This is a genomic window from Marinoscillum sp. 108, assembly GCF_902506655.1.
Taxonomy (GTDB): Bacteria; Bacteroidota; Bacteroidia; order Cytophagales; family Cyclobacteriaceae; genus Marinoscillum; species Marinoscillum luteum.
Map to the genome: position 1 here is coordinate 638,372 of NZ_LR734817.1, position 24,982 is coordinate 663,353.

Below are 24,982 nucleotides of genomic sequence, written 5' to 3' on the forward strand. Positions count from 1 at the left end.
TTATTTTTTACCCGCTACAAACGGCATTCCGAATGCTTTGAGTAGTGCTAAACTTTCTTCATCAGTTTCTGCGGTGGTCACAAACGTGATGTCCATACCGGTGATTCTGTTAATCTTATCAATACTGATCTCAGGGAAGATGATCTGCTCTTCGATACCAAGGCTATAATTACCGTGGCCATCAAATCCCTTTTGCTTAATGCCTTTGAAGTCACGAACACGTGGCAAAGCCACTGTCATGAGTCTGTCAAGAAACTCATACATTTTGTCTCCTCTTAGGGTGACACGAGCTCCGATAGGCATACCTTCTCTCAACTTAAAGTTCGAGATAGAAAGTTTGGCAACAGTAGGTACCGCTTTCTGTCCTGTGATGGTGGTTAGTTCTTCAACCCCCACATCCACAAGCTTTTTATCAGCAACAGCGGCTCCAATTCCTTTATTCACAGAGATTTTAACAAGCTTAGGTACTTGCATCACTGACTTGTATTGAAACTTTTCTTTCAATGCAGGTGCAATCTCTTGGATATACTTTTCTTTTAATCTAGGTCTAGCCATTAGTGATAAATTCTCCTGTTTTTTTAGAATATCTCTGCAATTTTCCACTCTCGTTGAGCTTCCTGCCAGATCGAGTAGCCTCTCCAGTAGCAGGATCTACTACCATCAGATTACTCATGTGCACTGGAGCCTCAGTTTGCTCTCTTCCACCCTCAGGAGAAGTAGCAGAAGGCTTCTTGTGCTTGGTCACGATGTTGACACCTTCAACTATCGCTCTGTATTTTTCTGATATGACCTCCAGGACCTTACCAGTTTTATCCTTATCGTTTCCAGCCAATACCTTTACGGTATCGCCCTTTCTGATGTGAAACTTATTTGCTTTGTGGTTATTCATCATTAAAGTACTTCAGGTGCTAATGACACAATTCTCATGTACTGACGCTCTCTCAACTCTCTAGCCACAGGGCCGAAGATACGGGTACCTCTAGGCTCATTGTTGGCATTGAGAAGAACTGCAGCATTATCTTCAAAACGGATATAAGATCCGTCTTTTCTTCTTACCTCTTTTTTGGTTCGAACGATCACAGCTTTAGAAACTGTTCCTTTCTTTAAACTACTGGAAGAGATCGCTGATTTTACAGTCACAACAATAGTGTCTCCCACTGAGGCGTAACGTTTCCCCGTGCCTCCTAAAACTCTGATACAAAGTACTTCCTTTGCACCACTGTTATCTGCTACATTTAGCCTTGATTCCTGCTGTATCATTTTACTTAGCTCGTTCGAGTATTTCTACTAATCTCCACCTTTTGTTCTTGCTCAGCGGACGAGTTTCCATGATGCGTACGGTATCACCGATATTGCAATCATTGTTCTCATCATGCGCAGAAAATTTTGTCGTTTTTCGGATAAACTTACCGTAGATAGGATGCTTTACCTTTCTATCCACTTTGATGGTAATGGTCTTCTGCATTTTATTGCTAACCACTTGTCCGACACGCTCTTTTCGCAAATTTCTTTCCATCGATGCGTTATTTACTTATTTCTTTGGCTGTTATTTCTGTTTGAATCCTTGCCACCAGCTTTCTGCTTTCTCTGATCTTCATAGGATTCTCGATCGGCGTGATGCTGTGAGCAAATTTCAATTTGCCATAATTATCTTTCTCAGCAACGAGCTTATTTTTAAGCTCATCCAGGCTCAAACCTCTTAGTTCTGAATTTTTCATTCTCCAGTATAGTCTCTTCTTACAACAAATTTAGTTTTGATCGGAAGCTTCTGCTGTGCCAATCTCAACGCTTCTTTCGCCAGCTCAGTAGATATACCTGATGCTTCGAATATGATGGTACCTGGCTTAACTACAGCTACCCAATATTCCGGTGCTCCTTTACCTTTACCCATCCTCACCTCTGCAGGCTTTTTGGTGATCGGCTTGTCTGGAAAAATCCTGATCCAAACCTGACCTTCTCTCTTCATCGCTCTAGTAACCGCGATACGTGAAGCCTCAATCTGTCTGGAGGTAATCCATCCGGCTTCCATTGATTTTATTCCGAAGTTTCCGAAAGACAATCTATGACCTCTCTGAGCTATACCTTTAACCCGGCCCTTCTGCTTTTTTCTAAATTTGGTTCTCTTTGGCTGTAACATTTCTACTTAGCGTTTATGAGATTATTTGCGATCACGTCTCCTCTTAGGGCCTTCATTGGCTCCACCTCTTCTTCTTCTTGGTCCTCCTGGCTGTCCCGGTGCGTTGCTATTGCCACCACCTGTACTTGCCTGGCCTACATTTGGAGAAAGGTCTCTCTTACCGAATACTTCTCCTTTGAAGATCCATACTTTTATACCGATTTTACCGTATACAGTAGCTGCTTCAGAGATCGCATAGTCAATATCAGCTCTAAGTGTATGCAAAGGAATTCTACCTTCTTTATACTGCTCAGAACGTGCCATCTCAGCTCCACCAAGACGACCAGACACCTTTACTTTAATTCCCTGAGCTCCTACTCGCATTGCAGAGGCTATAGCCTGCTTCATCGCTCTTCTGTAAGAAATTCTCGCCTGTAACTGCTGAGCAATTGACTCACCCACCAACTTGGCATCCAACTCAGGTCTTTTGATTTCAAAAATATTGATCTGAAGGTCTTTCCCAGTCAGCTTCTTGAGCTCTTCTTTGATTTTGTCCACTTCAGATCCACCTTTACCAATCACCACGCCCGGACGAGCAGTGTGTACAGTAAGAGTAATTCTTTTAAGCGTACGCTCAATAATGACTTTAGAAATACCACCCTTAGGAATACGCGCACTGATGTACTCTCTGATTTTGTGGTCTTCAACGATTTTATCGGAAAAATCTTTGCCGCCAAACCACGCAGAATCCCATCCTTTAACGATTCCTAATCTGAATCCAACTGGATTTACCTTCTGTCCCATTTATTTAGTTTCTTTTTCTTCAGACTGATTACTCTCATTTACATCACTCACGATAATGGTGATATGATTAGATCTTTTTCTAATCCTGTGCGCCCGTCCCTGAGGAGCTGGTCGCAATCTCTTTAGCATCCGGCCTCCGTCTACAAACACTTCCTTCACCACTAGCTCGGCGTCTTCAATATTCACATCCCCATTACTGGCTTGCCAATCAGCGATAGCTGTCATGAGCAATTTCTCCATCGTAAGGGAAGCATGCTTATTGTCAAATTTCAAAAGGTTGAGGGCCACATTAACTTTCTGACCTCTGATCATGTCCGCGATCAATCTCATCTTACGAGGTGATGTTGGTACATTCTTCAAAGAAGATTTTACAGCGCCTAACTTACCAGCGTTTTCTTCTTTGTGCTTCTTGATCGCTTCCTTTTGAAGACGAATCCTGACTGATTTCTTAACTTTCTTTTCTGCAGTTTCCATCTTTATTATCTTCTACCTTTATCTTTTTTAGCAATATGGCCTCTAAAGTTTCTGGTAGGAGCAAACTCACCAAGCTTGTGTCCCACCATGTTTTCAGTGACGAAAACAGGGATAAACTTATTACCATTATGTACTGCGAATGTCTGACCAACAAAATCCGGCGAGATCATCGATCTCCGAGACCATGTTTTGATGACTGATTTTTTTCCAGACTCATTCATGGCGTCTACCTTCTTCTCAAGTCTGAAGTCTATATAAGGTCCTTTTTTTAGTGATCTTGCCATTATTTTCTCTTAGTTATAATCAGCTTATCAGAATATTTATTCGGCTTTCTTGTTTTCTTTCCTTTGGTATAGAGTCCGTTTCTGGATCTCGGGTGACCACCAGATGATCTACCTTCACCACCACCCATCGGGTGATCTACAGGGTTCATTACTACCCCTCTTACTCTAGGTCTTCTACCTTTCCATCTGTTTCTACCAGCCTTACCCAAGCGCACATTCATGTGATCATTGTTAGAAACAATCCCGATAGTCGCATAGCAAGTGATCAAAACCATTCTCATCTCCCCGGAAGGAAGCTTCAACGTGGCGTATTTACCTTCTCTGGCTACTAGCTGCGCATAAGTACCTGCACTCCTTGTAATAGCTCCACCCTTACCAGGCTTCAACTCTATGTTGTGTACAATTGTACCAAGTGGAATATCAGATAGTGGCAATGCATTACCTACTTCAGGAGGTACGCCAGGTCCTGAGATAATCTCAGTGCCAACCTCAAGATTTGCAGGAGCAATGATGTATCTCTTCTCTCCGTCAGCGTAGAAAAGCAAGGCTATTCTAGCAGTTCTTCCCGGATCGTATTCAATTGCCTTAACTGTAGCAGGAATCCCCTCTTTATCTCTCTTGAAATCAATGGTTCTAAGCTTCTGCTTATGTCCTCCTCCTACGTTTCTTATCGTCATCCGACCCTGATTGTTTCTACCTCCCTTTTTTCCTTTGGAGGTTAGAAGAGACTTCTCAGGAGTAGTTTTGGTAATCTTATCGAAAACCGGTGCTACTCTAAATCTCTGTCCGGGTGTAACGGGTCTAAGTTTCTTAACAGCCATCTATCTGTTTATTTTATATTCCGCTATAAAAATCAATGATATCACCATCAGCTACCTTCACAATAGCTCTCTTCTGAGATGGTGTCTTTCCTTCAATCACTCCAGACTTTGAATACCTGGATTTTGATTTTCCGGGGTGAACCATAGTGTTTACACTTTCTACTGTAACACCGTAGGTTTTTTCCACCTCTTTCTTAATTTGAACCTTGTTGGCCTTTTTGTCCACCACAAAGCCGTATTTTCCGTGCTCGTTGAGGGCTGAAGCCTTCTCAGTTACCAAAGGTTTTATTAATACTCCCATCTCAGTTTAATGTATTTTGAATTACCTCTACTGAACTCTCCAACAACACTACCAACTCAGCGTTCACCAAGTCATAAGTGCTTATCTCGTTGGCTGTAGATACTTTCGTATTCTTCAGGTTGCGAGATGATAAGAACACGTTCTTATTTGCTTCACTCAGTATGAGTAATGATTTCTTATTGTTCAACTCCAGGTTAGCAAGAATGCCAGCAAATTCCTGAGTCTTTGGATTCTCAAATGAGAAATCTTCCAATATTTTGATTTGCTTGTCTTTTGCTTTTGAAGAGAAAGCAGACTTCTTAGCCAAGTGCTTTACTTTCTTATTCAACTTAAAGCTATAGTCTCTTGGCTCAGGACCAAACATGGTACCACCACCTCTGAAAACAGGTGATTTGATACTACCCGCTCTGGCCGTTCCTGTACCCTTCTGCTTCTTTATCTTTCTAGTAGATCCGGAGATCTCATTTCTAGTCTTTACTTTGTGAGTACCTTGTCTCTGGTTCGCCAAATACTGCTTCACCTCAAGGTAGACAGCATGTTGATTTGGTTCGATACCAAACACATCCTTGCTCAGGGTTACTTCCCTTCCGGTATCTTCTCCTTTGATATTGAAAACTGACAGTTTCATCTTTATTTCTCTAGTATTAGATAAGAATTCTTAGCACCAGGTACTGGTCCACTGACAAGCACAAGGTTTTTCTCAGGATAAATCTTCACCACCTTAAGGTTCATTACTTTCACCCTGTCTCCACCTGTCCTACCAGCCATTTTAAGACCCTTAAACACTCTGGATGGGAATGAGCATGCTCCGATAGACCCAGGCGCTCTAAGTCTGTTATGCTGACCGTGAGTGGCTTGTCCTACCCCACCGAAACCGTGTCTCTTAACAACACCCTGGAAGCCCTTACCTTTAGATGTACCAACAACATCCACAAAGTCCTGCTCTACGAACACGTCTTCGATCTTGATGGTATTTCCAAGCTTCACCTTATCGTCAAACTCAGCTCTGAAATCTCTGAATTCAAACAACTTACTTTTAGGAGTCGTCTTGGCCTTTGCAAAATGTCCTTTCAATGCTTTAGGTGTGTTTTTCTCCTTGCGCTCACCATAAGCCAATTGAACTGCACGATATCCGTCAGACTCTTTATCTTTTACTTGTGTCACTACACAAGGACCAGCTTCAATGAGCGTACAGGCAAGATTCTTACCCTCCTCATTGTAAACGCTAGTCATCCCGATTTTTCTACCAATTATTCCAGGCATTTTGCTTAATATTTATTCTTTTACCGTTTCCGGATAAACTTTTCGTAAAAAGGACTGCAAAGATAGCAATTCCATGATCCGAACAAAAGATTTAATTCAATTTTTGAGACAAAAAAAGAACCAATAACACCACAGCTATTGGTTCTTCTTCTTTTACTATAAAAGTAACTATACCTTAATCTCTACGTCAACTCCACTAGGAAGCTCAAGCTTCATTAATGCATCTACAGTCTTAGCACTGTTAGAGTAAATATCTACCAGTCTTTTGTAGGTACAAAGCTGAAACTGCTCACGAGCCTTCTTGTTCACGTGGGGCGATCTCAAAACTGTAAACTTCTCTTTCACAGTTGGCAAGGGAATCGGTCCGCTTACCACAGCTCCTGTAGTCTTTACAGCGCGTACTATCTTTTCAGAGGACTTATCCACCAAATTGTGATCGTACGATTTCAGTTTTATTCTAATTTTTTGGTTCATGATCTGTGTTAATTAAACCGCTTCTCCTTTTGTCTTTTTGATAACTGCATCTGCAATACCAGCAGGCACCTGAGCATAATGAGCAAAGGTGAGTGACGCTGTGGCCCTACCCGAACTCATCGTTCTAAGGTCAGTAACATATCCAAAGAGTTCTGACAGAGGTACATCCGCCTTCACAACCTGTGAAGTACCTTTTGTATCCATTCCTTTCATCATTCCTCTTCTTCTATTCAAATCGCCTGTGATGGATCCTGTGTACTCATCTGGCGTCACTGCATCTACAGCCATGATAGGCTCAAGAAGAGCAGGCTTAGCCTTGCTCGCTGCGGCTCTGAAACCGGCTCTTGCAGCCAATTCAAAAGATAGTGCATCGGAATCCACATCATGGAAAGAACCATGGAAAAGTCTTACCTTCATAGAATCCAGAGGGAAACCGGCCAAAGGACCGTTTTTCATAGCTTCCTTAAATCCTTTTTCAATCGCCGGGATGAATTCTCTAGGAATCACACCACCTACAATGTCATTCTGAAACTGTAGACCTTCACCAGTGAAGTCTTCATCCACAGGCCCTAGTTCGAATACGATATCTGCAAACTTACCTCGACCACCAGTTTGTTTCTTATAAACCTCCTTGTGCTCAACAGTAGTATTGATCGCCTCCTTGTAAGCCACCTGAGGAGCTCCCTGATTGATCTCTACTTTAAACTCTCTCTTAAGTCTATCGATGATGATATCAAGGTGAAGTTCACCCATTCCTCTCAGGATGGTCTGACCAGTCTCCTGATCTGTCTCCACCTGCAAGGTAGGATCCTCTTCTACCAACTTAGAGATCGCCATTCCCAACTTATCTACATCCGCCTGTTGTTTAGGCTCAATAGCATAACCAATAACAGGTTCCGGGAATACCATTGACTCCAATATGATTTGATGTTTCTCATCACAAAGGGTGTCACCGGTCTTAATATCTTTAAACCCTACTACCGCTCCAATATCTCCACAATGCAAGGCATCAATTTGATTCTGCTTATTAGCATGCATCTGGAAAATACGGGAGATACGCTCCTTCTTATCCGTACGCATGTTGTGAACATATGAACCTGAATTAAGCAATCCTGAATAGGATCTGATAAAACACAATCTGCCCACAAATGGATCGGTAGCAATTTTGAAAGCTAGCGCAGCAAATGGCTCGCTCTCAGAAGGCTTTCTTGAAATCTTCTCTTCTGTGTCCGGATCTGTTCCGGTAATGTTGTCTCTATCAAGCGGTGAAGGAAGTAATTCCATCACATAGTTGAGCATCGTTTGTACTCCTTTGTTCTTGAAAGCAGAACCACAAAGCATTGGCACAAAGGCCAGGTCAATAGTAGCGGCACGAAGTGCAGCTATAATTTCGTCTTCAGTAATGGACTCTGGATCTTCGAAATACTTCTCAAGAAGGGTCTCATCATAGTCTGCAACTGCCTCCAGAAGCGCTTGTCTGTACTCAGCCACCTCATCCAACATATCTTCAGGAATCGGCACCTCACTCCAAGTCATTCCAAAGTCTTCTTCGTTCCAAACCATCCCTGTGTTTGAAACCAAATCAACAACACCCTGAAATTTATCCTCTGATCCGATTGGCAATTGCAACGGAACTGCTTTGGTTCCAAGCATCTCCTTCACCTGTCGACAAACATTCAAAAAGTCAGCACCCTGACGGTCCATCTTATTGACGAAACCAATTCGAGCTACTTTATAATTGTCAGCAAGTCTCCAGTTAGTCTCAGACTGTGGCTCTACACCATCAACCGCACTAAAAAGGAATACCAAACCATCCAATACCCTCAAGGATCTGTTCACCTCAACGGTGAAATCCACGTGACCCGGAGTATCAATAATATTAATATGGTAATCGTCGTTCTTATATTTCCAGAATACAGTGGTAGCTGCAGAGGTAATAGTAATACCTCGTTCTTGCTCCTGCTCCATCCAGTCCATGGTAGCCGCTCCATCATGAACCTCACCAATCTTGTGAGTTACCCCAGTATAAAACAGGATACGTTCAGTTGTAGTGGTCTTACCCGCATCAATGTGCGCAGCGATACCTATATTCCTTGTGTATTTTAAATCTCTAGCCATTAGTGATTTTGATTTTTAGAATCTGAAATGTGAGAACGCCTTGTTAGCCTCGGCCATTCTGTGAGTATCGTCCTTCTTTTTGATAGAAGCACCCTCACCTTTCGATGCAGCAATAATTTCACCTGCCAAACGCTCCATCATCGTCTTCTCTCCTCTAAGTCTGGCGTATTTGATCATCCATTTGATACCCAAAGAAAGTTTCCTTTCGGGACGAACCTCAATCGGCACCTGGAAAGTAGCCCCACCCACTCGTCGGCTTTTTACTTCCACACCTGGGCAAACATTATTCAATGCAGTTTTCCAAGTCTCAATTCCATTCTCTTTGGTTTTGGATTCAACCAATTTGATGGCATCGTAGAAAATAGAATAGGCTATACTCTTCTTCCCACTCAACATGAGGTTATTAACAAATTTAGTCACCAAGGTATCCTGATAAATAGGATCAGGAAGGATGTACCTCTTCTTTGGCTTAGCTTTTCTCATTTCTCAGATTTTACTTTTTATCCTTAGGCCTTTTAGCTCCGTATTTAGATCTTCTTTGTGTTCGCCCATTCACTCCGGCAGTATCCAAAGCTCCACGAATAATGTGATATCTCACACCAGGTAAATCCTTCACCCTTCCACCTCGTATAAGCACGATAGAGTGTTCCTGCAAGTTATGACCCTCGCCAGGGATATAGGCATTTACTTCTTTTCCGTTAGTTAGTCTAACTCTGGCTACTTTTCTCATGGCAGAGTTAGGCTTCTTAGGCGTGGTAGTATACACTCTTGTGCACACACCCCTTCGCTGTGGACATGAATCCAGAGCAGGAGACTTTGATTTAGAAGTTAACTTCTTTCTGCCTTTTCTTACTAATTGCTGAATAGTTGGCATTATGCTTTATTTCTTATTATCCAATTTTTTTGGGAACGCAAAGATAGAAATAGTTGGTATTATATCACAATCCAAATGCGAATTATCGTAGAGAATTTTATGCTTCTCCCATAGTTCCTCCGAAATTCATTGGAAACTTTGGTGTTTCTTCCACACTTTTGATGTCTCCATACGAGCTTTCGAACTTATTGATATTGTCTTCCAGGGCCTTTAAGAGGCGTTTTGCATGTTCGGGAGTAATCACAATTCGTGATTTCACCTTTGCCTTTGGCACACCCGGCATGAGCCGAATAAAATCGATGACAAACTCACTACTAGAGTGAGCTATCATCGCCAAATTTGCATAAACGCCCTCGGCTGTTTCCTCGGACAATTCAATATTGATTTGATTGGACGGCTTATTGCCTCCCTTTTTTTCATCTTTAGGATCCATACTTAAGACTCCAGTTCTTTTGAATTCGCAAACTGTTCTTTAGCTGCTACCAGATTTTCATAATCCTCGTTAGAGGTTACTATGTGGTTCAGGAAGTTTCTGTTTCCGGTTCCTGCTGGAATCAGATGTCCTACAATCACATTCTCCTTAAGTCCGCTCAAGTAATCTGCTTTACCTCTAATAGAGGCCTCACTAAGTACCTTGGTTGTCTCCTGGAATGAAGCCGCAGAGATGAAACTTTCGGTTCCAAGCGAAGCTTGGGTAATCCCCTGAAGAATAGGCTTAGAAACGGCTGCCTCGGCATTTCGTACCTCAACAATCTTCATGTCCCTTCTTTTCAGGTTAGAATTCTCATCACGCAGCTTTCTGCTGGTAATGATCATCCCTGCTTTCAAGGTTTCTGAATCTCCTGGATCCATAACCACCTTCTTGTCAAGGATATTATCATTTTCCTCCATGAAAGCGAATCTATCAACCGATTGATTGGTCAAGAAGCTAGTGTCACCGGCATCGATGATAATAACCTTTTGCATCATCTGTCTCACGATTACCTCAATGTGCTTATCGTTGATTTTCACACCCTGGAGTCTGTATACTTCCTGAATTTCATTCACGAGGTATTCCTGAACTGCTGTAGGTCCGCTAATCGATAAGATATCGGCTGGTGTAATCGCTCCGTCTGAGAGTGCATCACCTGCACGGATAAAGTCATTATCCTGTACAAGGATGTGCTTAGACAAAGGCACGAGATATCTCTTCTTCACGCCATCTTTTGACTCGATGAAGATCTCACGATTACCACGCTTGATCCCTCCATAAGTCACCACTCCATCGATTTCACTTACTACTGCCGGATTAGATGGGTTTCGTGCTTCGAAAAGCTCTGTAACCCTAGGAAGACCCCCGGTGATGTCTCTCGACTTACCTGTTTTTCTAGGAATCTTAGCCAATACCTGACCCGCTTTGATCTTATCACCAATATCCACAGCAAGGTGAGCGCCCACTGGTATGTTATACCCTTTGGACTCATCCTTACCCGCGACCACAACAGCCGGGTTCTTGGTTTTATCTTTAGTATCTATAATTACTTTCTCTCTGTGTCCTGTCTGCTCGTCAGACTCCTCTTTGTAGGTCACGCCCTCAATGATGGAATCAAACTCTGCCTTACCATCAAACTCCGCCATGATCACGGCATTGTATGGATCCCAGTTACAGATTTCGTCACCCTTGGCAATCTTATCTCCATCACTTACTTTCAGGATGGCACCATAAGGCACATGGTTTGTAATCAATACTCTTTCCTTCTTATTGTCAAGGATCTTGATCTCTCCAGAACGGCCCATCACCTTCTTCACCTTGTTGCCTTCTTCATCCTCAGAATCCACAGTTCGCAGTTCATCATACTCGATAAATCCATCAAACTTAGCTTTGATGTTGGCATCCACCGCAATGTTAGAGGCAGTACCCCCAACGTGGAAAGTTCTCAAGGTAAGCTGAGTACCAGGCTCTCCAATAGACTGTGCAGCAATAACACCCACAGACTCACCCATATTGGCCATACGACCACTTGCCAGGTTACGTCCATAACATTTTGCACACACACCTTGCTTAGTCTCACAAGTCAATACAGACCTGATTTCAACTTCTTCGATGCTTGTTTCGTCAATTTTTACAGCCACTTCCTCAGTGATCTCCGCTCCAGACTCAACGATGAGTTCTTCGGTAATCGGATCATAGATATCGTGTACTGAAACCCTACCAAGGATTCTTTCGAAAAGTGATTCGACTATCTCCTCATTGTCTTTCAATGCCTGTACTGACAAGCCTCTCAAAGTACCGCAATCTTCTTCGTTCACAACCATGTCCTGTGCCACATCCACCAATCGTCTGGTGAGGTAACCAGCATCCGCTGTTTTCAAAGCCGTATCTGCAAGACCTTTTCTCGCACCGTGAGTAGAGATGAAGTACTCAATTACATCCAGTCCTTCTTTGAAGTTAGAAAGAATAGGGTTTTCAATGATCTCACCTACAGAACCCTGAAGATTCTTTTGAGGCTTGGCCATCAGCCCTCTCATTCCACCCAACTGACGAATCTGCTCTCTTGAACCTCGGGCTCCAGAGTGCATCATCATGTAGATTGAGTTGAATCCCTGATCATCTTCTTCCAACTGCTGCATCAGCGTGTTAGTCAGCAACGTGTTCGTTCTCGTCCAGATATCAATTACCTGATTGTAACGCTCATTGTCTGTGATCAGACCCATCAAATAATTATTCCATACAGCTTCCACTTCCTCTTTGGCCTGCGCCACGAGTGCTTCTTTTTCTGCTGGAATCTGAATGTTATCAAGACCCATTGACAGTCCACCTTTGTAGGCTGTCTGGAATCCTAATTCCTTAATATCATCAAGGAAATGAGCTGTCTTGGCCATTCCTGTGATTTTGAATACAGTAGATATAATCTTCTGTAGTTTTTTCTTAGTAAGAAGTTCATCCACGAAACCAACCTCTTCTGGCACGTGCAAATTGAACAATACTCGTCCTGCCACCGTCTCAATGACCTTGGTCTCAAGCTCGCCATTCTCATTTCTCACTTTTGTTCTTACTTTCACGTAAGCATGCTGAGAAACTTTGCCTTCATTGATGGCAATGATCACTTCCTCTGCACTGTAGAAAGAAAGTCCTTCACCAATTACCGGCTTTTCAGGAGTGCTTCTTCGTCCCTTGGTGATATAATAGAGTCCCAATACCATATCCTGTGAAGGCACCGCAATAGGAGCTCCATTGGCAGGGTTTAGAATATTGTGAGAAGAAAGCATCAACAATGACGCTTCCAAAACCGCCTCGTGTCCAAGTGGAACGTGAACAGCCATCTGGTCACCATCAAAATCGGCGTTGAATGCTGTACAAACCAGAGGGTGTAGCTGAATCGCTTTTCCTTCAATCAACTTAGGCTGGAAAGCCTGAATACCCAACCTGTGAAGTGTAGGAGCCCGGTTAAGAAGAACAGGGTGCCCTTTCAGTACATTCTCCAGGATATCCCAAACTACCGGATCCTTTCTGTCAACTATCTTCTTAGCGGACTTCACCGTCTTTACAATACCTCTCTCGATCAGCTTTCTGATCACAAAAGGCTTGAAAAGCTCAGCTGCCATATCCTTAGGAAGACCACACTCGTGCATTTTCAGCTCCGGTCCAACCACAATTACCGAACGGCCAGAGTAGTCAACCCTTTTACCCAACAGGTTTTGACGGAATCGACCTTGCTTTCCTTTGAGCATATCACTCAAAGACTTCAGCGCTCTGTTTCCATCAGACCTTACAGCATTCACCTTTCTTGAGTTATCAAACAGTGAATCCACAGCTTCCTGAAGCATCCTCTTCTCATTTCTAAGGATTACTTCTGGTGCTTTGATGTCGATCAATCTCTTCAGACGATTGTTACGGATAATTACCCTTCTGTAAAGGTCATTCAAATCCGAGGTAGCAAATCTTCCACCATCAAGAGGTACCAAAGGACGTAGCTCTGGTGGTATCACCGGAACCATTTTAATGATCATCCATTCTGGTTTATTCTCAATTCTGGTTTTGGCATCTCTGAAGGCTTCAACCACCCTTAGTCTCTTAAGTGCCTCAGCTTTTCTTTGCTGTGAGGTATCAGTAGCTGCCTGATGACGAAGCTGATAAGAAAGCTCGTCAAGTTCAATTCTCGACAAAAGCATTTCCAAAGCCTCAGCACCCATTTTTGCAATGAACTTCTGAGGATCATCATCATCCAGCAGTTGATTTTCCCGAGGAAGTTTATCCAGAATATCAAGATACTCCTCTTCTGTGAGGAAATCCATCTCATTGATTCCATCTTCCTCTTTGATACCTGACTGGATTACTACATATCGCTCATAGTATATGATTTGATCCAGCTTCTTCGTGGGAAGACCCAGGAGATAACCTATTTTGTTAGGAAGTGATCGGAAATACCAGATATGTGCAACAGGTACCACCAATTCGATATGACCCATTCGCTCTCTACGGACCTTCTTCTCGGTCACCTCTACTCCACAACGGTCGCAAATAATTCCTTTGTATCGGATTCGCTTATATTTTCCACAATGACATTCCCAGTCTTTAACAGGACCAAAGATTCGCTCGCAGAACAATCCACCCATTTCAGGCTTGTAGGTTCTGTAGTTAATCGTTTCAGGCTGAGTAACTTCACCATGCGAGCTTTCTAAAATCGACTCTGGTGATGCCAGACTAATCGTTACTTTAGAAAAATCGTTAGACAGTTTTTTATTTTTTCTGAACGCCATAATTAAATGATCTATGTATAGCCCCGCAGAGCGGGGCTGTTATCCAATTTATTAGTCTAAGGTAATTTCAAGTGCCAATCCACGAAGCTCGTGAACCAATACGTTGAACGATTCAGGGATGTTTGGCTTCTGCATATTCTCACCTTTCACAATTGCCTCGTAGGCTTTTGCTCTACCAATCACGTCATCCGACTTAATGGTAAGGATCTCTTGCAAAACATGGGCGGCACCAAATGCCTCAAGTGCCCATACCTCCATCTCTCCAAATCTCTGACCACCAAACTGCGCTTTACCACCAAGTGGTTGCTGAGTGATGAGTGAGTATGGTCCGATGCTTCTTGCGTGCATCTTATCATCTACCAGGTGACCAAGTTTTAGCATATATGCCACACCTACTGTAACAGGTTGATCAAAGCGAACTCCACTCAAACCATCATATAGATAAGTACGACCAAATGAAGGCAGCCCTGCTTCTTTTAGTTCATTCTGAACTTCATCCTCAGTAGCACCATCAAAAATCGGAGTTGCATATTTCTTACCCAACCTTAGTCCAGCCCATCCAAGAACTGTTTCATAAATCTGACCGATGTTCATACGAGAAGGTACACCAAGCGGGTTCAATACAATGTCCACCGGAGTTCCGTCTTCCATGAAAGGCATGTCTTCATCACGAACAATTTTGGCTACAACACCCTTGTTACCATGACGACCAGCCATCTTATCACCAACTTTCAGTTTACGCTTTTTAGCCACGTAGACTTTGGCCAACTGAACAATACCTGCAGGAAGCTCATCCCCAACCTCAAGCGTAAAACGCTCTCTTTTGAAGATTCCCGACACTTCGTTTCTCGCATTGATATAATTCTTCACCATTTTGAAGATCAGATCATTGGTATGCTGATCAGTTGCCCAATCTTCGATGATCAAATCTGAAATCAAATTGGCTTCTTCAGGTACATTGTAGTTACTCTCATCCCTATAAGCATTCTTAGGTGGGAAAAGATTTGCCTCAATGTTCTTTCTGTTGAACTTAGTCCCCTTAGACATGACCTCTTCACCAAACTTATGTTTGATTCCCTGGCATGTCTTCCCTTCGAGAAGCTTTGCCAACTTATCGATCATTTGATTTCTGATCTCAGTAAGCTCTCCGCTGTAGCGGTTTTTCAGCATCTCTACTTCTTTCTTCGTTCTTGATCTAAGATCTTTATCTTTCTTAGGTCTTGAGAAGAGTTTAGTGTCAATCACCACACCTCTCAATGAAGGAGAAGCTTTCAATGAAGCATCTTTTACGTCACCGGCTTTGTCTCCAAAGATGGCGCGCAATAGTTTTTCTTCCGGAGTAGGATCAGTCTCACCTTTTGGTGTGATTTTACCAATCAGGATATCACCTTCTTTGATTTCAGCACCGATTCGGATAATACCATTTTCATCAAGGTTCTTAACGGCTTCCTCACTCACGTTTGGAATCTCCGAGGTAAGTTCCTCTTCACCTCTTTTGGTATCCCTTACTTCAAGATCGTATTCATCAATGTGGATAGAGGTAAATATATCCTCTCTTACCACTTTCTCAGAAATTACAATCGCATCCTCAAAGTTGTATCCTTGCCATGGCATATATGCCACCATCAGGTTTCTTCCAAGGGCCAGCTCGCCGTTCTCAGTAGCAAAACCTTCACACAGAGGTTGGCCTTTGGTTACCTTATCTCCCTTAGTCACAATTGGCTTCAGGTTGATACAAGTATCCTGGTTAGTTCTTCTGAACTTAATCAGTTCATAGGTAACACTTGGACTATTGAAAGAGATGAGCAAATCTTCTTCTGTACGCTCATATCTGACAACTATTTTCTTAGCGTCTACATATTCGATCTCACCATCACCTTCAGCAATCACCAACGCTCGTGAGTCAATGGCTACACGCTTCTCCAAACCAGTTCCAACGATTGGAGCCTGTGGCTTCAACAATGGTACTGCCTGGCGCTGCATGTTAGAGCCCATCAATGCACGGTTGGCATCATCATGCTCAAGGAACGGAATCATAGAGGCCGCTACCGATACAATCTGATTCGGAGCCACATCCATGTATTTCAAATCTTTGGGGTCCACTACCGGGAAATCCCCTTCGAAACGCGCCTTTACTTTATCGTTGAGGAAGTTACCTTTATCATCCAAAGGCGCATTGGCCTGAGCAATATTATAAGTATCTTCTTCCTCTGCAGTGAGGTAGTTTACACTACCTGTCATATCCACAGTTCCTTCTACCACATCCCTATAAGGTGTTTCGATGAAACCCATCTGGTTCACTTTGGCGTGTACGCAAAGTGAAGAGATCAAACCAATGTTTGGTCCCTCAGGAGTTTCAATCGTACAAAGTCTACCGTAGTGAGTGTAGTGAACGTCACGTACTTCGAAACCTGCTCTTTCTCTCGAAAGACCACCTGGTCCGAGTGCAGACATTCTTCTCTTATGCGTAATCTCAGCCAGTGGGTTGGTTTGATCCATGAACTGAGACAGCTGGTTAGTACCAAAGAATGAGTTGATCACAGAAGACAATGTACGAGCGTTGATCAGATCAACTGGTTTGAAGTCCTCATTGTCACGAACATTCATTCGCTCGCGGATCGTTCTGGCCATTCTGGCAAGACCCACACCAAATTGAGCGTACAATTGTTCACCCACTGTTCTTACCCTTCTATTGCTCAAGTGGTCAATATCATCGACAACTGCCTTGCTATTGATCAACCCGATCAGGTACTTCACAATCAGGATAATATCCTCTGTAGTAAGGGTTCTCTTATCGTACCCTATATCCAAACCAAGCTTCTTGTTGATTCTGTATCGACCTACCTCTCCCAGATCGTAACGTTTGTCACTGAAGAAGAGATTTTGAATAATATCCCGTGCAGTCTGCTCATCCGGAGCATCTGTGTTTCTCAGCTGACGATAGATCTGCTCAACAGCCTCCTTCTCGGAGTTTGAGTTATCCTTCTGAAGCGTGTTATATATAATGGAGTAATCCGTGATGTTAACATCCTTTCTGTGAAGGACAATTGACTTGCTGCCGGATTCCAGAATTGTCTCTATATCATCTTCAGAAATAATACCATCTCTTTCGAGGATGACTTCATTTCTGTCAATGGATACAACCTCTCCGGTATCTTCATCCACAAAATCCTCAGTCCAGGTACGCAGTACTCGGGCAGCCAGTCTACGGCCTATTACTTTCTTAAGCTCCTTTTCAGTAGCGTCGATCTCTTCGGACAGGCCGAAAAGATCCAATATTTTTTTATCAGATCCATATCCTATTGATCGCAGAAGTGTGGTAATAGGAAATTTCTTTTTTCGATCGATATAGGCATACATCACATTGTTGACGTCCGTAGCAAATTCGATCCAGGATCCTTTGAAAGGAATAATCCTTGCAGAATAAAGGTGGGTACCATTTGTATGCTTGCTTTGAGCAAAGAACACACCTGGTGACCTGTGCAACTGCGAAACGATCACTCGTTCAGCTCCATTGATTACGAAAGACCCCTTAGCGGTCATATATGGGATATTCCCCAAAAAGACTTCCTGCTCAATGGTCTCAAAATCTTCATTCTCCTCATCATTGCAAAGCAAACGAAGCTTAGCTTTGAGGGGAACAGAGTGCGTCAAACCTCTCTCGATGCTCTCATCAACTGAGTACTTTGGAGGGTCAACAGTATAATCGACAAATTCCAGCACGAAATTTTCTCTGGAATCACTGATAGGAAAGTTCTCCATGAACACTTTATACAGTCCTTCGGAATTTCTTTTCTCAGAAGGAGTGTCCAGCTGGAAAAAGTCAACGAATGACTTTAGCTGTACGTCAAGGAAATCAGGATAATCGATTACAGATTTTATAGAAGAGAAATTAACTCTCTCAGATGTATTTTTAGCCAAAGCTTTATCTGTTTAGTTCAAAATAAGGATCAAGAACAATATGTGGTAGATACAAACAGGAAAAGACCTGATCCTTATCCCGATGGATATCGGGATGGGAGCCAGGCCTAAACCTTAGTTGATGAAAATCAAATTATTTTAGCTCAACCTCGGCACCAGCTTCTTCAAGCTGCTTTTTCAGCGCCTCAGCTTCATCTTTAGCTACGCCTTCTTTTACGTTACTTGGAGCACCATCCACTAATTCCTTAGCTTCTTTTAGTCCAAGACCTGTAAGTTCTTTTACTAGTTTCACAACTGCAAGCTTAGCGGCACCAGCTGACTTAAGTACAACATCAAAAGATGATTTTTCTTCAGCAGCACTTCCACCATCACCACCACCAGCTACCATTACAGGAGCTGCTGCGGCTGCAGGCTCAATACCATACTCATCTTTAAGGATTGTAGCTAGTTCACTTACCTCTTTTACTGAAAGGTTTACTAGTTGCTCAGCGAATTCTTTTAAATCTGCCATTTTAATTGTCAATTAATTTTGTTAAAAATCTTATTCTCTTTCTGAAAGTGTTTTTACCAGTCCGGCTATTGTATGCTGACCACTCTGTAGAGCGGAAATAACATTCTTAGCAGGCGACTGAAGTAATGAAATAACCTCACCAATAAGTTCCTGTTTAGACTTGAGCTTACTCAAAATCTCTAACTGGTCTTCACCGATGAAAATATCTGAATCTATGGAAGCAGCCTTAAACTTAGGTCTCTGATCTTTATCTTCCTTCTTGAAGTCTTTAATGACTCTGGCAGGTATGTTTGCGTTTTCATTCACAAACATGATCCCTGAGAATCCTTTAAGTGTACTATCCAATGATGAATAGTCATTGTCAAGATTTTCAAGAGCTTTCTTGATCAAAGTATTTTTCACAACCTTGTACTCCACACCTTTCTTGAAGCACATCTCTCTGAACTTGTTGATTTGCTCAACAGTCAGTCCTGATGTGTCAGTGATGTAGAAGTGGTCTGTTTGCTGAAATTTTTCTGTTAAACCAGCAATCACTTGTGCTTTTTCTTCTCTAGTCATAACGTCTTATAGTCCAGCTATGCTATTTTTATCAACAGCTATTCCCTTACTCATTGTACTGGATAGTGTGATTGATTTAAAATATGTACCCTTGGCTGAAGAAGGTTTCAACTTCGCCACAGTTTGAATCATCTCTACTGCATTTTGCATGATCTTCTCTGGATCAAAGGAGATCTTACCAATGCTTGTATGAATAATTCCTGTTTTATCAACTTTGAAGTCGATCTTACCTGCCTTTACCTCGGTTACCGCCTGAGCAATATCCATGGTTACAGTGCCTGACTTAGGGTTAGGCATCAATCCTCTTGGTCCGAGTACTCTACCTAACTTACCCACTTTAGCCATTACTGTTGGCATTGTGATGATCACATCGATCGCAGTCCATCCACCTTCTATTTTGGTGATGTAGTCGTCAAGACCTACATAGTCCGCTCCAGCTGCCTTAGCCTCTTCCTCCTTATCTGGAGTACAAAGCACTAGCACCTTCACTTCTTTGCCAATCCCGTTAGGCAGAGCCACCACTCCACGAACCATCTGGTCCGCTTTACGTGGGTCTACACCCAGTCTAATATCAATATCAACAGACGCATCGAATTTGGAAAAGGTAATATCCTTTACCAATTGAGCAGCCTCTTCGATAGAGTATTCCTTATTTACGTCAACAAGCTCTGCAGCTTTTTTCTGATTTTTCGTAATCTTTCCCATTGTACTATTTAGTTAGCCCAAGGCGCTTTACCAGAAACTCTTACTCCCATACTTCTTGCTGTACCAGCTACCTGACGCATCGCTGCTTCAATTTGAAAAGCATTCAAATCCTGCATTTTCAACTCGGCAATTTCCTTCACCTGATCCCAGCTGATAGAACCTACTTTCGCACGGTTTGGCTCAGCAGAACCTTTTTTCAACTTAGCAGCTTCCATAATCAATATTGGAGCTGGAGGTGTTTTAATTACAAAATCGAAAGACTTGTCAGTATAGATCGCAACAACTACCGGGAGCAATTGACCCTGCTTATCTTGAGTTCTTGCATTGAACTGTTTACAAAACTCCATGATATTTAGTCCCTTAGAACCAAGTGCTGGTCCTACTGGAGGAGAAGGATTTGCCGCCCCTCCCCTAACCTGGAGTTTCAAATAACCTGTTATCTCTTTAGCCATTAGATTATTCTTGTTTTTCTACCTGTATGTAATTCAACTCTACAGGAGTGTTTCTTCCAAAAATTTTAACTGTAACATTTAACTTCTTTCGATCCTCAAATACCTCTTCTACAGTACCGGTAAAGCCACTGAATGGACCATCCATAACTTTTACCGACTCACCCACTATAAAAGGTGTATCAAGTTTCTCTTCGTACTCCTCGGCTTCATCGACTCTACCTAAAATTCTGTTCACCTCATTTTGACGAAGTGGGACAGGATCCTTGGAAGCGCTGGTAGAACCTTCACCAAGAAAACCAATAACATCTGGTGTATTGGTAATAATATGCTGAGTCTCGCCATTGCTCAAATCAGCTTGTATGAGGATATATCCTGGAAAAAAGTTGCGCTCACGTACACGCTTCTTTCCATTTCTCATTTCGTATACTTTCTCAGACGGAATAAGCACCTGGGTTACCAGTTGCTCAATGCCATTCCTAGCGATCTCTTGTTCCAGGTAACCCTTTACCTTCTTCTCACGGCCACTAATAGCCCGTACTACGTACCATTTGAACTCAGACATCCCTTAAAATTCGTTATAAAACCATTTCATGGCATTTTCGAATCCAAAGTCGAAAAGCCCTATCATCAGAGCGAAAATCAAAGAAGCGACCAAAACGAGGATGCTACTGTTTTGCAGATCAGCGTATTTAGGCCAGGTTACTTTGTGAAGCAACTCATCGTAAGCCTCTTTAAAAAAAGATATTACCTTATCCATCGTTATGTTTAAAGATTGCACGGGAGGAGGGACTCGAACCCCCAACCAATGGTTTTGGAGACCACTACTCTACCAATTGAGCTACACCCGTAAAAAAACCATGCAGCCCAAAAGGACTGCAAAGTTAGATGAATCAATATTTATAAACAAATGCCATCTGAAATTAATTTCCAGATGGCAATGTTTTGAAATTCAATTAGTCAAGGATCTCAGTAACCTGACCAGAACCAACAGTTCTACCACCTTCTCTGATCGCAAATCGCAGACCTTTTTCAAGAGCGATAGGGTTGATCAAATTTACTTCGATGGTTACGTTATCACCTGGCATTACCATTTCCACATTTGCAGGAAGCATGATCTCACCAGTTACGTCTGTTGTTCTAACGTAGAACTGAGGACGGTATTTGTTGAAGAAAGGAGTGTGACGACCACCTTCTTCTTTAGAAAGAACGTATACCTCAGCATTAAACTTAGCGTGAGGAGTTACAGAACCAGGCTTACAGATAATCATACCTCTTCTGATTTCGCTCTTCTCAATACCTCTCAAAAGCAAACCAACGTTATCGCCAGCTTCACCTCTGTCCAATATCTTTCTGAACATCTCCACACCAGTGATGGTAGACTTAAGACCTTCAGCACCCATACCGATGATGTCAACTGGATCTCCAGAGTTGATTACACCCCTTTCGATTCTACCAGTAGCTACAGTACCACGACCAGTGATTGAGAATACATCCTCTACAGGCATCAAGAATTCTTTATCAACTGCTCTAGGAGGAAGTGGAATAAACTCATCCACTGCATTCATCAGCTCTTCTACTTTTTCTACCCACTTAGGCTCACCGTTAAGTGCACCAAGAGCAGAACCCTGGATAACTGGAATGTCATCACCTGGGAAATCATAATCAGAAAGAAGCTCTCTGATTTCCATTTCCACAAGCTCAAGAAGCTCAGGATCATCAACCAAATCCACTTTGTTCATGAAAACAACCAAAGCAGGAACACCTACCTGACGAGAAAGAAGGATGTGCTCTCTTGTCTGTGGCATAGGACCGTCAGTCGCTGCTACCACAATGATAGCTCCGTCCATCTGGGCCGCACCAGTAACCATGTTCTTAACATAGTCAGCGTGACCAGGACAATCCACGTGCGCGTAGTGTCTTTTTTCTGTCTGATACTCAATGTGTGAAGTATTAATAGTAATACCTCTTTCTTTTTCTTCAGGTGCATTGTCAATTGAAGAAAAGTCTTTCATTTCTGCAAGGCCTTTTGAGGCAAGTACAGAAGAAATAGCAGCAGTTAATGTGGTTTTACCATGGTCAACGTGACCAATAGTACCGATATTAACGTGCGGTTTTGAACGATCAAAGGTTGCTTTAGCCATGTCTGATAATCCTCGGTTTAAATATTAAATAAATAAGTCAAAATAAAATATCCCAAATATTACCAACCAAATGGTTCCCCTTGAGGATACAAGAGCCAATGACGGGATTTGAACCCGTGACCTCTTCCTTACCAAGGAAGCACTCTACCCCTGAGCTACATCGGCTTTGGGAATTTCAAAAGGTTGATAATTCGAGCGGGTGACCAGGTTCGAACCGGCGACCTACAGCTTGGAAGGCTGTCGCTCTACCAACTGAGCTACACCCGCTTTTTAACATTTTGTGGGGGGAGAAGGATTCGAACCTTCGAAGACATAAGTCAACGGATTTACAGTCCGTCCCAGTTGGCCGCTTTGGTATCCCCCCAACTAACATTTATACTCTATCAAAGTACTCCCCTTTTTCGGTTCTCCTTGAAAAAGGGAATGCAAAATTATACGCTTTTTTATTTTAATCAAATTTTTACCGTTAAATCTGGAATCATTTTTTCAAAGCATGTTTTTAACCTTCCGAGGCCCTTTTTCGCAGCCCAGGTTCATTGATTTTCATTATTATAGTGGCCTGGAAAATGATATGACCGATATGAAACTAAAAGTAGAAGTAAATGGGCGCAATGAGTTTCAAATTGCGGAACGTGAAGGGGGGGCATTCATCAATGGCGAAGAAACATCTTATAGCCTACACAAGAAGTCTTCTAATGAATTTCTCCTTTACCAAAATCAACACGTCTATCAGATCTCGGTAGTGGAGTCACATGACAGCACCTTGACCTTAAATATTAATGGAGAGGAATTCAGCGTAAGCACCAAAGATCACATTGCCCAAATCCTGGAAGACCTGGGAATGGACGTGATCACCAACGAGGTAATCAATGAAATCAATGCTCCAATGCCAGGCACCATCATCGATATAGCGGTGTCTGAGGGTCAGGAGATTCAGGAAGGAGATACCATTCTAATCCTGGAAGCCATGAAAATGGAGAACATCATTAAATCTCCTGTGAATGCCACGATTCAGAAAATACACATTGGAAAAGGTCAAAACGTGGAAAAAAATCAAGTTCTGGTATCTTTTTAAGGATCATGGGCGCTTGATATGGTAATCTTTATACTTTTGTGAAATTTTAATCAACAAACAATTATATAGCCCTGCATGAAATATAAAAGGATACTCCTCAAACTTAGCGGCGAAGCCCTCATGGGAGAAAATCAACATGGCATAGACCCCAACAGACTGGAACAATATGCTATGGAAATCAAACGAGTCCATGAAAAAGGCCTTGAACTGGCCATAGTGATTGGAGGAGGAAACATCTTCAGAGGAGTGGATGGAGAGAAGTCAGGAATAGACAGGGTACAGGGAGACTACATGGGTATGCTGGCCACTGTCATCAACGCCATGGCGCTGCAAAGTACGCTGGAAAAGCACGGAATGTACACCCGACTGATGTCAGGACTGAAAATGGAACAGGTATGTGAGCCTTTCATCCGACGAAGAGCGATTCGGCATTTGGAGAAAAATAGGATTGTCATCTTCGGTGCTGGTATAGGTAACCCATACTTCACCACGGACTCTACTGCCAGTCTGCGGGCCATCGAAACTGAAGCTGACGTGGTGCTAAAGGGCACACGAGTAGATGGAGTCTACACGGCTGACCCTGAGAAAGATCCTACCGCGACCAAATACACTCACGTGTCTTTTCAGGAGGCCTACGAAAAAGGACTGAGCATCATGGACATGACGGCTTTTACCCTTTGCATGGAAAACAATCTCCCAATTATCGTATTTGACATGAATAAGCCTGGAAATCTATTTGATATCATAGATGGAAAAGAGGTGGGTACTTTAATCAATTAACACAATGGAGGAAATCGACTTTTATTTAGATCACTCACAAGAAATGATGGACAAAGCAGTGAGCCACTGCAACTCCGAACTGGCCAAAATAAGAGCTGGTAAGGCCATGCCTAACATGCTGGATGGAATCACTGTGGAATATTACGGAGCAAGCACTCCGCTACAGCAAGTAGCCTCAGTGACCACACCGGATGCCAGAACTTTGAGCATAAAGCCCTGGGAAAAGAAGATGATCCCTGAAATAGAAAAAGCCATCATCAATTCTAACCTTGGTTTCAACCCTCAGAATGACGGTGAATTAATCAGGATCAACATACCACCCCTTACCGAAGAGCGCAGAATCTCATTGGTGAAGCAAGCCAAATCAGAGACTGAAAACGGCAAAATCAGTGTGCGAAATGTGCGCAAAGAGGTAATGGATTCGCTCAAGAAGCTCTTAAAAGACGGAGCCTCTGAAGATGCCATAAAAGGAGCTGAAGAGGAAGTGCAGAAGATCACAGATCTCCACACCAAAAAGCTGGATGACCTACTGGAGCTGAAGGAGAAGGATATAATGACCCTCTAAATTGA

The 24,982-nt window shown here is 42.7% G+C and carries 30 protein-coding genes and 4 tRNA genes; 3 read left to right on the forward strand and 31 right to left on the reverse strand.

What is annotated here, in order from left to right:
* From rplE to GV030_RS20440, 31 genes are all read right to left on the reverse strand, one after another.
* Entirely contained in the window at positions 1-555 is a 555-nt protein-coding gene (rplE, locus tag GV030_RS20290; RefSeq protein WP_159585182.1) for a 50S ribosomal protein L5, read from the reverse strand.
* Complete coding sequence (rplX, locus tag GV030_RS20295; RefSeq protein WP_370519087.1) at positions 548-892, reverse strand: 50S ribosomal protein L24; 345 nt, start codon at positions 890-892, stop codon at positions 548-550. The genes rplE and rplX overlap by 8 nt, the downstream gene beginning before the upstream one ends.
* Positions 892-1,260, reverse strand: a complete 369-nt coding sequence (gene rplN / locus GV030_RS20300) for a 50S ribosomal protein L14 (RefSeq protein ID WP_159585183.1) — start codon at positions 1,258-1,260, stop codon at positions 892-894. The genes rplX and rplN overlap by 1 nt, the downstream gene beginning before the upstream one ends.
* A gap of 1 nt (position 1,261) precedes the next feature.
* The gene (rpsQ, locus tag GV030_RS20305) at positions 1,262-1,516 is read right to left on the reverse strand and encodes a 30S ribosomal protein S17 (RefSeq protein WP_159585184.1); all 255 of its coding nucleotides are present in this window, start codon (positions 1,514-1,516) and stop codon (positions 1,262-1,264) included.
* 7 nt (positions 1,517-1,523) lie between these two features.
* Positions 1,524-1,718 carry a 50S ribosomal protein L29 gene (rpmC, locus tag GV030_RS20310; protein WP_159585185.1) on the reverse strand — a complete coding sequence of 65 codons (195 nt, stop codon included), beginning with the start codon at positions 1,716-1,718 and terminating at the stop codon, positions 1,524-1,526.
* The gene (rplP, locus tag GV030_RS20315) at positions 1,715-2,137 is read right to left on the reverse strand and encodes a 50S ribosomal protein L16 (protein WP_159585186.1); all 423 of its coding nucleotides are present in this window, start codon (positions 2,135-2,137) and stop codon (positions 1,715-1,717) included. Before rplP ends, rpmC begins: the two co-directional genes overlap by 4 nt.
* Positions 2,138-2,158: 21 nt before the next feature.
* The gene (gene rpsC, locus GV030_RS20320; protein ID WP_159585187.1) at positions 2,159-2,920 is read right to left on the reverse strand and encodes a 30S ribosomal protein S3; all 762 of its coding nucleotides are present in this window, start codon (positions 2,918-2,920) and stop codon (positions 2,159-2,161) included.
* Entirely contained in the window at positions 2,921-3,280 is a 360-nt protein-coding gene (rplV, locus tag GV030_RS20325; RefSeq protein WP_370519088.1) for a 50S ribosomal protein L22, read from the reverse strand.
* A 119-nt stretch (positions 3,281-3,399) separates the two neighbouring features.
* Positions 3,400-3,678, reverse strand: coding sequence for a 30S ribosomal protein S19 (gene rpsS / locus GV030_RS20330; protein ID WP_159585189.1), 279 nt, complete (start codon positions 3,676-3,678; stop codon positions 3,400-3,402).
* Positions 3,678-4,499, reverse strand: coding sequence for a 50S ribosomal protein L2 (rplB, locus tag GV030_RS20335; protein WP_159585190.1), 822 nt, complete (start codon positions 4,497-4,499; stop codon positions 3,678-3,680). Before rplB ends, rpsS begins: the two co-directional genes overlap by 1 nt.
* Positions 4,500-4,512: 13 nt before the next feature.
* The gene (gene rplW / locus GV030_RS20340; RefSeq protein ID WP_159585191.1) at positions 4,513-4,800 is read right to left on the reverse strand and encodes a 50S ribosomal protein L23; all 288 of its coding nucleotides are present in this window, start codon (positions 4,798-4,800) and stop codon (positions 4,513-4,515) included.
* A gap of 1 nt (position 4,801) precedes the next feature.
* Positions 4,802-5,428 (reverse strand): 50S ribosomal protein L4, encoded by a 627-nt coding sequence (gene rplD / locus GV030_RS20345; protein ID WP_159585192.1) that lies wholly within the window; start codon positions 5,426-5,428, stop codon positions 4,802-4,804.
* A 2-nt stretch (positions 5,429-5,430) separates the two neighbouring features.
* Positions 5,431-6,063, reverse strand: a complete 633-nt coding sequence (gene rplC / locus GV030_RS20350; protein WP_159585193.1) for a 50S ribosomal protein L3 — start codon at positions 6,061-6,063, stop codon at positions 5,431-5,433.
* A 168-nt stretch (positions 6,064-6,231) separates the two neighbouring features.
* Positions 6,232-6,537, reverse strand: a complete 306-nt coding sequence (gene rpsJ / locus GV030_RS20355; RefSeq protein WP_159585194.1) for a 30S ribosomal protein S10 — start codon at positions 6,535-6,537, stop codon at positions 6,232-6,234.
* 12 nt (positions 6,538-6,549) lie between these two features.
* The gene (fusA, locus tag GV030_RS20360) at positions 6,550-8,655 is read right to left on the reverse strand and encodes an elongation factor G (RefSeq protein ID WP_159585195.1); all 2,106 of its coding nucleotides are present in this window, start codon (positions 8,653-8,655) and stop codon (positions 6,550-6,552) included.
* Between the two features lie 15 nt (positions 8,656-8,670).
* The gene (rpsG, locus tag GV030_RS20365; RefSeq protein ID WP_159585196.1) at positions 8,671-9,138 is read right to left on the reverse strand and encodes a 30S ribosomal protein S7; all 468 of its coding nucleotides are present in this window, start codon (positions 9,136-9,138) and stop codon (positions 8,671-8,673) included.
* 10 nt (positions 9,139-9,148) lie between these two features.
* Positions 9,149-9,529: a 30S ribosomal protein S12 gene (gene rpsL / locus GV030_RS20370; protein WP_159585197.1), complete on the reverse strand. Its 381-nt coding sequence runs from the start codon at positions 9,527-9,529 to the stop codon at positions 9,149-9,151.
* 97 nt (positions 9,530-9,626) lie between these two features.
* Positions 9,627-9,962 (reverse strand): DUF3467 domain-containing protein, encoded by a 336-nt coding sequence (locus tag GV030_RS20375; RefSeq protein ID WP_159585198.1) that lies wholly within the window; start codon positions 9,960-9,962, stop codon positions 9,627-9,629.
* Between the two features lie 2 nt (positions 9,963-9,964).
* A complete protein-coding gene (rpoC, locus tag GV030_RS20380) occupies positions 9,965-14,269 on the reverse strand; it encodes a DNA-directed RNA polymerase subunit beta' (protein ID WP_159585199.1) in 4,305 nt (1,434 codons plus the stop codon).
* 51 nt (positions 14,270-14,320) lie between these two features.
* Positions 14,321-18,190, reverse strand: a complete 3,870-nt coding sequence (gene rpoB, locus GV030_RS20385; RefSeq protein WP_159585200.1) for a DNA-directed RNA polymerase subunit beta — start codon at positions 18,188-18,190, stop codon at positions 14,321-14,323.
* Between the two features lie 133 nt (positions 18,191-18,323).
* Complete coding sequence (gene rplL, locus GV030_RS20390) at positions 18,324-18,701, reverse strand: 50S ribosomal protein L7/L12 (RefSeq protein WP_159585201.1); 378 nt, start codon at positions 18,699-18,701, stop codon at positions 18,324-18,326.
* A gap of 30 nt (positions 18,702-18,731) precedes the next feature.
* Positions 18,732-19,259 carry a 50S ribosomal protein L10 gene (gene rplJ, locus GV030_RS20395; RefSeq protein ID WP_159585202.1) on the reverse strand — a complete coding sequence of 176 codons (528 nt, stop codon included), beginning with the start codon at positions 19,257-19,259 and terminating at the stop codon, positions 18,732-18,734.
* A 6-nt stretch (positions 19,260-19,265) separates the two neighbouring features.
* Positions 19,266-19,964: a 50S ribosomal protein L1 gene (gene rplA / locus GV030_RS20400; RefSeq protein WP_159585203.1), complete on the reverse strand. Its 699-nt coding sequence runs from the start codon at positions 19,962-19,964 to the stop codon at positions 19,266-19,268.
* An 8-nt stretch (positions 19,965-19,972) separates the two neighbouring features.
* The gene (gene rplK, locus GV030_RS20405) at positions 19,973-20,416 is read right to left on the reverse strand and encodes a 50S ribosomal protein L11 (protein ID WP_159585204.1); all 444 of its coding nucleotides are present in this window, start codon (positions 20,414-20,416) and stop codon (positions 19,973-19,975) included.
* Between the two features lie 4 nt (positions 20,417-20,420).
* Entirely contained in the window at positions 20,421-20,978 is a 558-nt protein-coding gene (gene nusG / locus GV030_RS20410; protein WP_159585205.1) for a transcription termination/antitermination protein NusG, read from the reverse strand.
* Between the two features lie 3 nt (positions 20,979-20,981).
* The gene (secE, locus tag GV030_RS20415; RefSeq protein ID WP_159585206.1) at positions 20,982-21,173 is read right to left on the reverse strand and encodes a preprotein translocase subunit SecE; all 192 of its coding nucleotides are present in this window, start codon (positions 21,171-21,173) and stop codon (positions 20,982-20,984) included.
* Positions 21,174-21,191: 18 nt separating this feature from the next.
* Positions 21,192-21,264, reverse strand: a tRNA-Trp gene (locus tag GV030_RS20420).
* A 105-nt stretch (positions 21,265-21,369) separates the two neighbouring features.
* A complete protein-coding gene (gene tuf, locus GV030_RS20425; protein ID WP_159585207.1) occupies positions 21,370-22,557 on the reverse strand; it encodes an elongation factor Tu in 1,188 nt (395 codons plus the stop codon).
* A gap of 93 nt (positions 22,558-22,650) precedes the next feature.
* A tRNA-Thr gene (locus tag GV030_RS20430) sits at positions 22,651-22,722 on the reverse strand.
* A gap of 29 nt (positions 22,723-22,751) precedes the next feature.
* Positions 22,752-22,824, reverse strand: a tRNA-Gly gene (locus GV030_RS20435).
* 14 nt (positions 22,825-22,838) lie between these two features.
* Positions 22,839-22,921, reverse strand: a tRNA-Tyr gene (locus GV030_RS20440).
* A gap of 129 nt (positions 22,922-23,050) precedes the next feature.
* Between GV030_RS20440 and GV030_RS20445 the strand changes: the two genes are divergently transcribed.
* The 3 genes from GV030_RS20445 (at position 23,051) to frr (ending at position 24,977) form a co-directional block, all read left to right on the forward strand.
* Positions 23,051-23,632, forward strand: a complete 582-nt coding sequence (locus tag GV030_RS20445) for a biotin/lipoyl-containing protein (protein WP_221413416.1) — start codon at positions 23,051-23,053, stop codon at positions 23,630-23,632.
* Between the two features lie 75 nt (positions 23,633-23,707).
* Positions 23,708-24,412, forward strand: a complete 705-nt coding sequence (gene pyrH / locus GV030_RS20450) for a UMP kinase (RefSeq protein ID WP_159585209.1) — start codon at positions 23,708-23,710, stop codon at positions 24,410-24,412.
* 4 nt (positions 24,413-24,416) lie between these two features.
* Entirely contained in the window at positions 24,417-24,977 is a 561-nt protein-coding gene (gene frr, locus GV030_RS20455) for a ribosome recycling factor (protein WP_159585210.1), read from the forward strand.
* Positions 24,978-24,982: the final 5 nt, after the last annotated feature.